Origin of the sequence: Legionella sp. PC997 (assembly GCF_014109825.1) — a bacterium.
Lineage (GTDB): Bacteria > Pseudomonadota > Gammaproteobacteria > Legionellales > Legionellaceae > Legionella.
This window is the reverse complement of the sequence record NZ_CP059576.1, coordinates 3,335,616-3,349,333: the sequence shown is the minus strand read 5'-3', so window position 1 is coordinate 3,349,333 and position 13,718 is coordinate 3,335,616. Positions and strand designations below refer to the sequence as shown.

The following is a 13,718-nucleotide window of genomic DNA, read 5'->3' as shown; positions in this document are numbered from 1 at the left end:
TCTGCAATGTGTCAATTAAACTGTTTTCCACACCTTCTTTTAGACTCCCTCCTTATTTTAAACGAAAACTGAATAGGTCATACCTTTAGCTAAAAAATTGGCTGATGCATATATAAATCTCTTTAATAAAGGTTAAAATTGGGACATTTTAAATCGGCCAAGTCGTATAGATAAAACAGGATGTAAAAAAAATGAAAACAAAAAAAATACAAAATTTAATTTCTACGGAAGTAGATCAAGAGGTGCTCTTCAAAAAGTTAGATTTATGGTTTAGTAAAAAGCCACAATTAATCGAAGAAACGTACATTTTTGAACGCAACATTTTTCATCTTTTAGTATTAAAAAACAAAGCGAAGGTTCTTGATAAATTGTTATCCGATGAACATCGAAAAGAAGTTGCGCAAAAATCGGATCGGTTAGGGAACACCATTTTACATTTTGCTGTTAGGAATGGAGAAGGAAATCAAGATGTCTTGAATATTGTGCTTAAGCATTTCCCTGAAATGGTAAACAGTCAAAATAGCAGTGGAAATACCCCTTTTCATGATGCGGTTCTTTTCAATCAGCTTTGGGCGGTCCATATTTTTCTTAATCATAAGCAAACGAAGCGTTCAATAAAAAATGGGAATATGAAAACAGCCCCGGAATTGGCTGTTGAAAATCCTGCACTAAGACAGGCAATACTTAATATTGACTTATCAAAAATTCAACTACTCGATTTACGTAAGCGTCCGAGTAGTGCTGATTCTAGTTCTCTTGATAGTTTTCATGAATCATTTCCTTTGATGTCTTCCAGGAGTGCTTCCTCGGATAGTTTATCTTCTCCGGATAGTGGCGGCTCTTCCAGTCCCTTATATAAATTACAAGAAATCAACTTACGGACACTCAATTTTGGGTTAATGGAAGAGCAAGGGAGCACAGAGGTTTTTTCTAGGAAAGCTGCAGAACCTTATTCTTTAACACCTTATTTCAAGGATTTACTGGCGGCATATCAAGCAAAAGACTCTTCTTTTCAAGAATTATTCGAACGAGTGTGTAAGCTATTTTGTAAATATCATTTAAGTGATGATCTCGATTTAACTGAGTTTTCAGCTGATACCGTTCAAGAGGTCTTTCTGAAGCTTCTTTCTTCTTCGTATTCGGCTGTAAACACGCAATATAAACAAATTCAAAACAGAAATTGCAAATTATTCAAAGATTTTTCTTCTTTGTTACTTAACAATAATTTAATGCTCCCTAAGCAAAAAGAAATAGAGGTTTCCGAAGAAGAATCGCTTGTTAACTCCCTCATATTATTAACAGCCTGCAAGGAGACACCGGAGTCAATACGCGAATTTGACTTTGAACGAATCGCCCATAGAACTTTAGGTTTGTTAAGTACTTATGATTTAGTAACCATTCTTATTAACTTAAGACGATTATATAAGGATCTCGATTATCATCAAAAGCTAGTAGCCAATTATGTTGTTTGGCAATTATTTTCCTATCAATGTATTGAAGGACTTAGGTCTAATTCCTTAGTTTTTTTACAAATGAAATTCTTTTTCAAATGTAATGTTGATGAGGAAATAGGCTTAGGTTTGTTGGGGTTACACATAAACTCTCTTTTTGAAGCATTGATCGAAAGTAATTTGGATGTGTTCAAGGATCCGGCATTAATTAATTACCAAATAATCACCAACTGGCTGACAGAATGTGACATCTCACAAGATTCTTTTGATCAGCTCGTGGATCGAGCATTAGACTTAAAAAAAGGCGAACGAGAGCATGAGTTAAAACTAATTGCTCAAGAAATGCGTCTTCTTACGATAAGTTTCTACCAAAAAGTTCTTATAAAAGAATTCGGAAACGATTGGACCAAAGGAGAAAATAAAAATAATGTGCCGCATATTAATGAGTTAACTGAATTTTTTAATAAGTTAAGCTCCTATTTTGTAAAAAAAATATTAAGCCAGCCCCAGGATAATATTAAAAACTCTTTACAATTCATGCTGGAATTGGCTCATGAACTTTGTCTTTTAGATGGTGAAAAATACCCTGATTTAAATAATCTAATGTTAATTTGCAGCGTATTGAATAATTCTAATATTTTACGCCTGTCCAATTCATTTGAACTTTTGTCAACTAAAGAAAGAAGAGCCCTTGCTGAATTAGAGCAAATGCTTAGTAAGGAATCGAATTCAAAATGGATGCGTGAAGTCTATCGGCTTTATCGAACTACCCTGCCGTTTTTAGGTATGATTTTGACTGATGTTACCTTTGCTCGTGATGGAAATCCTTATCCTTTGGGCCGGTTTGAAACCGTGGGCGCAATCTTAATGCGAATACTTGAACTTAAGACTTTATTAAACAATAAATACAGCCGTAATATTACGGATCTGATAGTTTTTATAAATAATAATCCTGAAGCCAGTGAGGACGATTTATATTTGGCTTCTCTTAGAATTCGACCAAGAAAGTCAGATGTGATTAATCTTGATGACTCAAGTAAAGATTGTCAGTCCATTCTGGAGGAGCTGAACAAGAATTTTTTAAACGATAATTTGCTTCCATCCGTTTTTTTTAAAGGGCAACTTCATCCCCCGATTCAATTGGCAAATCGTTTAATCTCCTATTTCAGTACCCATATAAAAAATTTGTGTAAAGCGGTTAAGGAATTGAACGAATTGGGGGAACTTTCCACCGAGCAGCTTAAATTAAAAGAAGAACATGGAAAATTGGACCAGTTGATTGAGCAGCTTGGAAAAACGGTTGAACGGATCATTGAAGTAAACAGAACCTTCTATGTCAAACAAAAACTCATGGGACCCCTCAGTCCAGAATTTTATCAGGCTAAAATAAAGGGCTTAATGCAGCATACGGGATCGTCTGATCAACCTACTCTTAAGAAAGCACGAAGATCTTCCTGGCGCCAAGTCAGTTCTTTAGTACATAAGAAAATGTTTTTCTCAACTGAAGCCAGGTCTCTGACTGCTGGTGGAGAATCTCATCCGGAGGAACGTCTTGAGCGATCTGTTGGGGAACCAGAGGCTATGGGAAATCAATTGGAACCGGTTGAACGGGAAAACAATGCATTACACAGTTAAACAAAGATAAAAAAAACAGTCGACAATGAAGCCCGATAGGCACTAACAATTTAAATAAATCGGGCTTGTTAACTTTATGCATATTGAATTAGGATTTCTATTCAATTTATTAAAAGGAATTATTATGAAAACAGCATTGGTATCTGGATTTGCTCGTTCATTTATATCCGGTTGGCCCATCGCAGATGCAACAATTACAGTTCTTGAAAATGAGCAATTAGCATTAAAAACTGACTCTTCAGGAAGATTTGGCCCCTTTGAATGGCCGGTTGGAGATCCGATCACCTTAGTTTTTGAGAAACCTGGATCTTTTTGGACTGGATATAAAACCATACAAACAGCAACTCTAATCGTTCCCCCAGAAGGAATAAATAATGAGAATTTTTTAAAAAATATTTCCTTCCAAGTGCCTTCAAACATGGCTTATCAATTCCTATCTTACGCAATGTGGAAAACTGAAGATCCGCACGCATGCCAAATCGCTGCAACAGTTACCCCACCCAATACCACGATGGATGATATCCCGCAAGGAGTGGAAGGAGTAACCGTTACTCTAACGCCAAAAGTTAATGCAGAAACCTTTTATTTTGGTATTTTTCCTATAGTTCACAAAACAAATCCATTTATTCACAAATTGAAATCGACTTCACTAGATGGCGGAGTTGCGTTCATCAATGTCCCACCCGGTGATTACGTAATGGAAGCCAAAAAGGACAATATTCCTTTTTCTAAAGTAGCAATCAAAGCACGTAAAGGAATGATTGTGAATGCAAGCCCGCCATACGGTCCCACAATGCTTCAAGAACCTAAGGAAGAAGTAGAAAAAAAATCAAATCATTTTGTTTTTTTTAAACCTGCATTGGCTCTAGGATTAACTACGGTGAGTGCACTTGCGGCAACTACGGGGCTCAGCAAGTCTGCACCATAAAAATCGCAATGAAGTACACTATAATGTAATTATTCAAAATCCAGCAGAACCCTTGGATTTAATGAATCTTATAGATTAGGGAAAAACAGAAATGAACATGACTGCAATAACAATGGAAAAAACAGTGCGAAGAGTTTTTGATGAGATGTGGAACCAGCAAAAGGCAGCCTTAGCAGATGAACTCTTTTCAGCAAAGACCTTAATTCATTTTAGTTATGATCAAGCGGCGAATTTGCAAGAATTTAAGGAAGCATTACTTCAATGGTTCCATGCTTTTCCAGATCTGATGCATTCCATTGATGATTTAATAGTGAGTGAAGATAAAGTTGTGGCTCGCTGGCACGGTCAGGGTACCCATAAAGCTGAATTTTCTGGAATTCCCGCCACAGGAAGCCCTGTATTTTATAGTGGCATTACTATTTTTCGCTTAGATACTAATCATCAAATTACTGAAGCTTGGGTGTATAGTGATTTAAACGAGATGATCATCCAAATGCAACAAGGTCAAAAATAACAGGCGTGATTATGGAAAAAGATTGGGAAAAGCGTTATGAGCGTGCAAAAAAATTTCTTCCGCAAAATGTTGTGAGTTTGATAAAAAATCTCCAACCTGCAATTTCCTGGGCGCCGCAGGATAAGTATATTTGTTATCGTCATGATACCACTGAAGGTTATGAGTATTTTATTTTTAATCTACAAACCAGGATTAAGGAACTCGCTTTTGATCATTCAGCCCTGGCAAAACAAATTGCGGAACAATTAAATCGAGAAGTACAAGCTGTTGCCTTGCCAATCCACCAAATCGAATGTGTCGAGGAACACATTTTGTACTTGCACATTGAGCAATTTATTTTTAAATATGAACGAACAACGCAGGTGCTCTCGCAGATTCCCCAGGCAGAAAAACCGGCCGCGATGCCTCGATGTCCCACAATCATGGAGCTATGGGGACTTTTACCCACTCTCATTGTTCCTAGAGTTCGCTCACCCGATACATGTTGGGATTTATACTGTAAACAGCATAATCTATTTCTTTTTTCATTTAAGGAAAATAAAGAATATCAACTTACGACCGAAGGTACTGCAACGAATGCTTATGGAGTTTCCCCGGATACTAATTTAAGTTCACTTACCTTGCGTCGTATGCAAACCGAACTCCCTCCTATGGCTATTTGGTCTCCTGATTCAAAAAAAATTGTAAGCTTCCAATGCAAACAAGGACATGTAAAAAAATTGGCATTATTACAACATGTGCCTGAAGATGGTTCTTTTCGCCCTCAAGTACATGAGGCACATATTCCTTTTTTAGGTGATGAATTCATTCCGGAAATTAAATTATGTTGGATTGATGTCCAGGAAAAAAAGGTAAATGAAATTGACATGCCTCCCCTGATGCCAGCCTTGGTGGGTTCTCCAATCGAAGCAGGCTATGTCTGGTGGAGTGCGGATAGTACAAAAATCTTTTTTTTAAAAGAAGAGCGAGGTAATCATCAACTTTCTTTATGTGAATTCAATGTGGGCTCCCAAAAGTTGCGCGTTATTTTTACCGAAAATGCCAAAGAGTATGTCGAGCCTAGTCAATTAATTTTGTGGCAGAATTACACGCGAATTCTGGAGCCGTCAAATGAGTTTATTTGGTTATCCACTCATCAAGGTTGGGCGCATCTTTATTTACACGATTTACGAACGGGAGAAATAAAAAATCCGATCACGCAAGGTACTTGGACGGTTCGTAAAGTGTTCCATGTTGATGAGAAACATCGATGGGTTTATTTTTTGGGTAATGGAAAAGAGCCTGGAAGTGATCCCTACTTCCGTTATTTATATCGTGCTCGTTTGGATGGAAGTGAGGTGCAATTGATGACTCCTGAAACTGCAGACCATTCGATTGTTTTCTCACCTTCTCAAGAATATTTTGTTGATTATTATTCTTCTATGGAGTCCCTTCCAATCACAAAATTACGCGATAAAAATGGCCAAGAAATCGATACATTAGAAAAGGCTGATTTTTCACACCTTTTTTCCTTAGGATATAAACACCCTGAGCCTTTTTGTCTAAAAGGCGCGGATGGAGAAACCGATATTCATGGTCTTATTTATTTCCCTACTGATTTTGATCCGAAGAACACCTATCCTATAATTGATGATATTTATCCAGGACCGCAATTAACGCGAGTTCCTAAAACATATTGTTATGATCCTCCTGAATATTTTTATGGCTGTTGGTGGCCACAAAGCATAGCAGAATTAGGTTTTATCGTGGTCAACATCGATGGCCGAGGAACGCCCTTGCGTTCAAAAAAATTCCATGAATATTCCTATCAACATTTAGAAACTGCAGGAGGATTAGAAGATCATGTTGCAGTTATTAAATTCCTCGCAAAGCATTGCTCTTATATTGATCTAAATCGAGTAGGTATTTTAGGTCAATCAGCAGGGGGATATGCGGCGACTCGAGCGTTATTGAATTATCCTGATTTTTATCGAGTGGGAGTCTGTGTTTCCGGATTACAGGATTTACGGAGTTATTTAGCATTTTGGGGGGAGCGATATCATGGCCTTCCGCACGATGTAGACTACACCTTGCAATCAAATTATTCCCTTGCGGACCAACTTAAAGGTAAATTATTCCTGATCCATGGTGATTTAGATGATAATGTTCATCCCTCCAATATGTTGCAATTTGTTGATGCATTGATTAAGGCAGATAAAAATTTTGATATGTTATTAGTTCCGAATGCAAACCATGGTTTGTATTTTATGCACCCTTATGTTTGGCGTAGAATTTGGGATTATTTTGTGGAACATTTAAAAAACTAACTATGGTATCACTTTCAGATTACCATTGCGCGTTCAATGAATTCTTGAAGAAAGAGTAGTCCGCTGCCATAATAAATTAACTAGCAGTATTTTAAGAAAAGGATTCTTTATGGCTACTGTAGGTACTTATCTCGCACAACGCCTCCATGAATTAGGTATGACTGATTATTTCGCTATTCCTGGTGACTATAATTTGGGCTTATTGGATGAGCTATTAAAAAACGAATCACTAAAAATGATCAACTGTTGTAATGAGTTGAATGCAGGTTATGCAGCGGATGGGTATGCACGTATAAAAGGTGTTTCAGCTCTGCTGGTTACCTTTAGTGTAGGGGGCTTAAGTGCGGTCAATGCTGTTGCTGGTGCTTATGCTGAGAATCTGCCCATTATCGTTATTTCAGGGGGGCCGAATACAAACTCCGTGCAAGATGCGGAAATTTTACATCATACTCTGGCCACCGAAAATTACAGCTATGTTCGCGAAATCTTTGCGAAAATTACCGCGCATAGTGTGTTTATCCACAGACCCAGTGATGCGCCCATGCAAATTGATACCGCGCTGGCGATTGCACTTGCAAAGAAAAAACCCGTATATATTGAAATCGCTTGTAATATTGCAGGACTTAGTGTTTCGCCACCCACGCAACGGGCCCTAAATGTAAAACGATTTAGCGATACTTCATCCCTTGCTGCTGCAATTGAAGATGCGGCTGCTAAACTCAACGCCGCGGTGAAACCTGTACTAATCGCCGGCAGTAAATCTCGTCCTTGTGAAGCAACAGCGATGATCGAAACTTTAAGTCAATCCTGTGGTTATGCCTTAGCGGCAATGCCGGATGCTAAAGGTTTTGTTTCAGAACAGCATCCCAATTACATTGGTATTTATTGGGGGCCAGTGAGCTCACCGGGATGTGGAGAAATTGTAGAATCAAGTGACCTGTATTTCTTTATAGGACCTAATTTTAATGATTATACAACGGTAGGCCATGTATGTAATATCCAGCCAAAAAAGATTATTGTTATTGCAGATGGCAGTGTTTCAATCGCAGGAAAGGTCTATACCGATGTGTATATGAATGAATTTTTATCCGGTTTAAAGGATCAATTAAAATTCAATGACGCCTCTCTTAAAGCATATAAACGAATCGCCGGTTCTCCCCCTTTATACAATGAACCTGATGATTTGAATTCACCATTAACCACTCGATTTCTATTTGGGCAAATTCAAAAGCTATTAAATAGCGATTATGGGGTGTTAGCAGAGACTGGCGACTCATGGTTTAATGGCATGCGGCTGAATCTACCCGAAGGCTGCCCATTCGAAATCCAAATGCAATACGGATCTATTGGGTGGTCTGTTGGTGCGCTTCTGGGCATGCAAGCAGCACTTCATAATAAAAAGCGCGTCATTGCTTTGATTGGCGATGGTTCTTTTCAAATGAGTGCCCAAGAGCTCTCAACAATCATTCGTTATGGATATAAACCGATAATTTTTCTAATGAATAATGCTTCGTATACGATTGAAGTTCAAATTCATGATGGTCCCTATAATGTGATTAATAATTGGCGTTACGCAGATTTAGTAGAGGTATTTAATGGCGAGCAAGTAAACGCTCGTGCGTTTAGGGCCCCTACCCATCAAACGCTTCTTGATGCAATTGAAGAAACAAAAAAAACTGACGCTTTATGCTTTATTGAGGTCATTTTAGACAAAGATGATTGCAATAAAAATTTGTTGGAGTGGGGAGCCCGGGTGGCAACTTACAATAGCCGAGCACCAAGAACCCATTAATAATCTGTGCTGGGAAGAGCAGTAAACCTGGTTTAGCACCCATTTCTCTCGGTTCCACGGTGCAGGCCAAGGCTAAGATTTGCTCCATTTGGTAAATTCATGCAAATTCTGACCTTTTCAACTCATATGCTTACTTTAGTGGAGAGGTCTATACTTATATTTATAGTGAAACTTTAGAAAGGACTTATATGAAAAACTATTTGAATCCCCAGCCACATGCAGTGGAACGAGTCAATAAAGTTCGAAATGAACCGCGTGGCATGCCTGTTCCTAAACATAAAAAAGTAGCGGAAGATTTGTCGAAAAAATCAGACACAGAAATTTTTTCAACCGAGTCTGAAGAGCAAGCATGGAAAGAGTCCCTTAAAAAGGATAAAACCCCCTAGCGCTTTTCGGTAAGGAACTATAAGTGATTCACTTAGTACAGGTTTTGTTGGCATTCCTGTTGGTTTTACTCAATGCATTTTTTGTTGCTGCTGAATTCGGCATGGTAAAACTTCGTGCTACTCGCGTCGAGGCAATCAAGGATAATTATGGTTTGCGAGGAACTATTTTAGTTCATATTCATAAACATCTTGATGCTTATTTATCTGCATGCCAGCTCGGAATCACTATCGCATCTCTTGGATTGGGATGGGTAGGTGAACCTGCTTTTGCCGAATTACTAAAGCCTGTTCTACTTTTTATTGGTATAGACTCCCCACGATTAATTACAGTAATTGCTTTTTTTGTGGCATTTTCATTTATTTCCTTTCTTCATATAGTGGTGGGAGAGTTAATGCCTAAATCCCTTGCAGTTCGTCAATCAGAACGAGTATCGGTATGGACGGCCCTTCCTTTATATGGCTTTTATTGGATAATGTATCCGGCTATATGGATACTTAATAACTGCTCTAATTTTCTTTTAAAAGTTTTTAAATTAGATGAAGTTCATCATACAGAATATTTTCACTCCACCGAGGAAATCAAATTGCTCTTGGGCGCCAGTCATTTACATGGTGAGCTTACTGAAGAAGAAGTCGAAATTATTGAACATACTCTTGATTTAGCCGACCTTAAGGTCACTGAAGTTATGCGATCTAGTGAAGAAATGATTATGATTAACCTAAATAAGCCCATACAACACATTATCGATGTGATCATGCAGCATCGTTACAGTCGATATCCGGTTTATGATCCAGATAAAAAAGAGGTGATCGGTATTATTCATGTAAAAGATTTACTGCCCATTTTCTATCAGCAGGGCGAAATCAAAGAACTGCACTCACTACTTAGACCCGTTCTTAAAATATCCCGTCGTGTACCTGCTTTAGATTTATTAAACAAATTTCGTGAAGGAATGTCTCATTTTGCTGTGGTGTACAGTGGCAAAGGAAGCATTCTGGGCTTTGTCACTCTTGATAATTTGCTTCAAGTAATGCTGGGCCGTATTAAAGATGAATTTCATCGTACTAAAGTGGATTGGGTCTTAAATGAGGATGGAAGCATCTCTGCCTCGGGGAATTGCTCGATTTATTTTTTAGAACAAGCAATTAATCAAGAGATTGATGTAGAAGATGAAATTGATATTTTAAATGGATTATTCCTTCATCGACTAGGGTACTTACCTAAAGAAGGGGAAAGCATTGAATTCCCAGAATTTAATGCCAAAATTGAAAAAGCAACGCCTTCAAAAATTATTAAAGTACGCATTTACCCCAAAGGTGTTGTTCATCCGGAAGGGAATTTAAAATAATGACCTAAATGCGATAAATATTTATTGCTCGTCAAATTGATTGGGATAAAATTTCTAACGATTTTAGAATTTGTTCGGGTGTATGAATAGCGGTAATAAAAAATCGTAATCGAGCTGAATTTTCAGGAACTGCAGGATATATAATGGGTTTAACATTCAATCCTTGTTGAAAACATTGTTTTGAGGTAGTGATGCATTTTTTCGAGTCTCCCAAAATAATGGGTAAAATAGGTGTACTCTCATTTAATCCTATATCGAAACCATATTGAATTGCGGTCTCTCTTGCCAACTGACTCAACTCATTTAATCGCTTTATTCGCTCGGGTTCTCTTTCCATGATTTTTATTGAGGCTAAAGAGGCAGCGGTATTGGCTGGAGGTAATCCTACGGTAAATACAAACCCAGGACAGGTATATTTTAAGTATTCAATTAACTCTTTTTTACCTGCAATATAGCCCCCACAACTTGCAAAAGATTTACTTAAAGTTCCCATCCATATTTCTACATCCGTGGAATTAATGCCATAGTGCTCACTAATACCCTTGCCGGTTTTTCCAAGAACGCCCATGGAATGCGCTTCGTCTACCATGAGCCAGGCACCATGACGGTTTTTTATGCTAATGAGTTCGTGGAGTTTCGCGATATCACCATCCATGCTATAAACACCTTCGACAACAATTAAAACTCTTTTATAAAAATCCCGATCTTTAGTTAAAATAGTATCAATAGCCTGCCAATCGTTGTGCGGAAAAGCAATGCGTGTGGCTCGAGAATAAACTGCACCTAAGACCAGGCTGTTATGGGCCAGTTCATCATGCAATATTAAATCATCCGGTCCATAGAGATGAGCAATGGTCATAACATTGGTAGCATGGCCACTCGTAAATACGATTGCATCTTCAACTCCCAACAGCTTCGCTAATTCAGCCTCCAATTCTTGATGAATTACTTTTTGTCCAGAGACAAGCCGGCTTGCAGAAACAGAGGTACCATAGGTTTTAATTGCTTCACAGCTTGCTGCAATAACCTCTGGATGAGAGGCCAGACCCAAATAGTTATAAGAGGTAAAATTAATGTATTCTTTTCCATTAATAATGCATGTACTATTGGAAGCTCCTTGTTGGGCATCAAAAAAAATAGTATTACCGAGGTTTGCTTGTAACTTCTTCAGCTGCAGATAAGGGGGGTATGCTTTAAACTCGGTATAATTCCCATTAATTGTTTCTATGCTCTTGAGTTTGGTATCAAAAAAACTGCTCAAATCGGGTTTTGCTTGTTGTTCATTAATGCACTCTAGCAAATAGCCAGCAAGCCCTCTAATATTTTCGAAATTAATGATTAAATCATTGTCGACTGTAATTTGTAAGCCATCTTCAATATTGGCAATGAATTGTTGGACGTGCAAAGAATCAAACCCAAAATTGATTAAAGCGGATGTTGTATCAATATTTTCTTTAGGCTGATTTAAAATGTTTGCAATACTACTTTGTAAATAATCTTCGATTTTGCAAACGGTAAGGTGTTCTTTACTTATCATAGTCTTTACTTCCAGATTGCCATACAAAAAGGGGGGGTAACTCATTATCAGTCACTAATTTTTTAATGATGTTTCTTCTCAATTTACCACTAGTAGTTTTAGGAATTTTTTTAGGAGGTAATAAGGCAATGAACTGAGGGCTTAAGCCAAAGCTTGAACTAATATTTGATTTTATTGTGTTAACAATGTCTTCAAGTTCATTATTAGGGAACAGTTGTCTGACTTCGGCGACAATAGCCAATTGCTCCGAATTGTCCATGTTAACAGAAAATGCAGCGATACAACCCGTTTTCAAACGTGAATCTGAAGATCCAAGGTGTATTTCAATGTCATAGGGATAGTGATTCTTACCATTGATTATAATAAGTTCTTTTATTCTTCCGGTAATAAATAAATTATCTTTATATAAAAATCCTAAGTCACCCGTTCTAAGATATTTGGTAGTCTCTGAATCGATATCTGCATGAAATGATTCCTGGGTTGCCTGCTCATTTTCCCAATAGCCTGAGGTAACACTTGGGCCACACAACCAAATTTCTCCAATATCACCTTCGGCACATCTTCTAAAAGGAGGTTTAGATACGATCACTACAGGGACCATGGGTTTACCACATCCCACAAGAACGCTTTGTGTATTATTATTCGCTTCATCAGCAAGCACCACCTTATTTTGATGTAAGGAATCCATTTCTATATTCAAAAATTGCGGATGCTCATGCCCATTTTTGTGGCCACTAACAAATACGGTTGACTCAGCCAACCCATAAATTGGATAAAAAGATTTTTTTTGAAATCCATATTGACTAAATTTGTTATAAAAATTATTTAAAGTTTTATGATTAATATATTCTGCTCCGTTGTATGCCACTCTCCATGAATCTAATTGAAAATTAGGTTCAATAAATTGTTCATTGATCCTTTTTTCGCAGATTTCATACGCAAAATTGGGTCCCCCACTGATATTGGCCTTAAAATCAGAAATGGCTTTTAACCATAGGTAAGGATGCTTAAGAAATGAAATAGGGGACATCATAAAAATACTAAAGTCTGTATATACAGGGAACAATAAATTGCCGATTAATCCCATATCATGATATGGGGGTAACCAGGAAACCATCCGTTCTTTGCTTGTTTTTCCTATAGTTTCATAAACTAAGCTCAAATTATCTAATAGGTTTCCATGTCGTACGATGACACCTTTAGGCAAAGCGGTTGAGCCCGAGGTATACTGTAAATAACACATATCGGAACCTTTAAATGATAAAGGTTTATATAAATCAGCCATTGCAATGGTAGCCTTATTGATGTCAACCCAGCGGAAATTTTGAAAATCCCATTCCATTAGATGGTCTATTTTTGTAGAAAATTTACTCACAAATTTTTGAATTAAAGGAATAGAGGCAAGATTTTTTATAAATCCCAATTTTTTAATTTTTTGGGTTATTTCTGTGTTGGATAGGATAATAGATGGTTTCGAGTTGTTAATAATTGCTTGTAATTTTTCAACAGTACTTTTATCAAATGGAGGGTATGCGGGTACTGCAAGTACACCAGAAAATAAGCAAGCCCAAAAAGTGACTATATAATCAATGCCGGGCGTAAAAATCAACAACACACGGTCTCCAGGTTTAGCATATTGTTGAATCAATGCCGCTATAGAATAAATTTTTTGTTGAAGTTCCCCGTAAGTATATTGTTCACTGTTTTCAAACAGCCCCGTTGTTGAAAAGTAATATAAGGGAGCTGATGGGTTTGCGAAAGCCCGTTCTTTGAACAGCTCAACTATATTTTCAATTTTTTTCCTTGCGTTCATTTCACAA

The 13,718-nt window shown here is 37.5% G+C and carries 9 protein-coding genes; 7 read left to right on the top strand and 2 right to left on the bottom strand.

Annotated elements, in window-relative coordinates:
* Nucleotides 1-191 precede the first annotated feature (191 nt).
* The 7 genes from HBNCFIEN_RS14665 to HBNCFIEN_RS14635 all read left to right on the top strand — a co-directional run bounded on the left by HBNCFIEN_RS14665 (nucleotide 192) and on the right by HBNCFIEN_RS14635 (nucleotide 10,361).
* A complete protein-coding gene (locus HBNCFIEN_RS14665) occupies nucleotides 192-3,086 on the top strand; it encodes a RasGEF domain-containing protein (protein WP_182391799.1) in 2,895 nt (964 codons plus the stop codon).
* Between the two features lie 124 nt (nucleotides 3,087-3,210).
* The gene (locus HBNCFIEN_RS14660; protein ID WP_255464237.1) at nucleotides 3,211-4,014 is read left to right on the top strand and encodes a carboxypeptidase regulatory-like domain-containing protein; all 804 of its coding nucleotides are present in this window, start codon (nucleotides 3,211-3,213) and stop codon (nucleotides 4,012-4,014) included.
* A gap of 91 nt (nucleotides 4,015-4,105) precedes the next feature.
* The gene (locus HBNCFIEN_RS14655; protein ID WP_255464236.1) at nucleotides 4,106-4,528 is read left to right on the top strand and encodes an ester cyclase; all 423 of its coding nucleotides are present in this window, start codon (nucleotides 4,106-4,108) and stop codon (nucleotides 4,526-4,528) included.
* A gap of 11 nt (nucleotides 4,529-4,539) precedes the next feature.
* Nucleotides 4,540-6,834 (top strand): S9 family peptidase, encoded by a 2,295-nt coding sequence (locus HBNCFIEN_RS14650; RefSeq protein WP_182391798.1) that lies wholly within the window; start codon nucleotides 4,540-4,542, stop codon nucleotides 6,832-6,834.
* Between the two features lie 109 nt (nucleotides 6,835-6,943).
* A complete protein-coding gene (locus HBNCFIEN_RS14645; protein WP_182391797.1) occupies nucleotides 6,944-8,626 on the top strand; it encodes a thiamine pyrophosphate-binding protein in 1,683 nt (560 codons plus the stop codon).
* Between the two features lie 188 nt (nucleotides 8,627-8,814).
* On the top strand, nucleotides 8,815-9,012 hold the full coding sequence (locus HBNCFIEN_RS14640) for a hypothetical protein (protein WP_182391796.1): 198 nt from the start codon (nucleotides 8,815-8,817) through the stop codon (nucleotides 9,010-9,012).
* A 23-nt stretch (nucleotides 9,013-9,035) separates the two neighbouring features.
* Nucleotides 9,036-10,361, top strand: coding sequence for a hemolysin family protein (locus tag HBNCFIEN_RS14635; protein WP_182391795.1), 1,326 nt, complete (start codon nucleotides 9,036-9,038; stop codon nucleotides 10,359-10,361).
* A 31-nt stretch (nucleotides 10,362-10,392) separates the two neighbouring features.
* On the opposite strand, the gene HBNCFIEN_RS14630 is transcribed toward HBNCFIEN_RS14635, so the two are convergent.
* Together HBNCFIEN_RS14630 and HBNCFIEN_RS14625 are read right to left on the bottom strand one after the other, a co-directional pair.
* The gene (locus HBNCFIEN_RS14630) at nucleotides 10,393-11,898 is read right to left on the bottom strand and encodes an aminotransferase class I/II-fold pyridoxal phosphate-dependent enzyme (RefSeq protein WP_182391794.1); all 1,506 of its coding nucleotides are present in this window, start codon (nucleotides 11,896-11,898) and stop codon (nucleotides 10,393-10,395) included.
* Complete coding sequence (locus HBNCFIEN_RS14625) at nucleotides 11,888-13,711, bottom strand: fatty acyl-AMP ligase (RefSeq protein ID WP_182391793.1); 1,824 nt, start codon at nucleotides 13,709-13,711, stop codon at nucleotides 11,888-11,890. Before HBNCFIEN_RS14625 ends, HBNCFIEN_RS14630 begins: the two co-directional genes overlap by 11 nt.
* Nucleotides 13,712-13,718: the final 7 nt, after the last annotated feature.

Bases quoted from the DNA above. Each gene is read 5' to 3' on its own strand.
- HBNCFIEN_RS14645 (WP_182391797.1), top strand. From the start codon at position 6,944: ATGGCTACTGTAGGTACTTATCTCGCACAACGCCTCCATGAATTAGGT.
- HBNCFIEN_RS14650 (WP_182391798.1), top strand. From the start codon at position 4,540: ATGGAAAAAGATTGGGAAAAGCGTTATGAGCGTGCAAAAAAATTTCTT.
- HBNCFIEN_RS14640 (WP_182391796.1), top strand. From the start codon at position 8,815: ATGAAAAACTATTTGAATCCCCAGCCACATGCAGTGGAACGAGTCAAT.
- HBNCFIEN_RS14625 (WP_182391793.1), bottom strand. From the start codon at position 13,711: ATGAACGCAAGGAAAAAAATTGAAAATATAGTTGAGCTGTTCAAAGAA.
- HBNCFIEN_RS14665 (WP_182391799.1), top strand. From the start codon at position 192: ATGAAAACAAAAAAAATACAAAATTTAATTTCTACGGAAGTAGATCAA.
- HBNCFIEN_RS14660 (WP_255464237.1), top strand. From the start codon at position 3,211: ATGAAAACAGCATTGGTATCTGGATTTGCTCGTTCATTTATATCCGGT.
- HBNCFIEN_RS14630 (WP_182391794.1), bottom strand. From the start codon at position 11,898: ATGATAAGTAAAGAACACCTTACCGTTTGCAAAATCGAAGATTATTTA.
- HBNCFIEN_RS14655 (WP_255464236.1), top strand. From the start codon at position 4,106: ATGAACATGACTGCAATAACAATGGAAAAAACAGTGCGAAGAGTTTTT.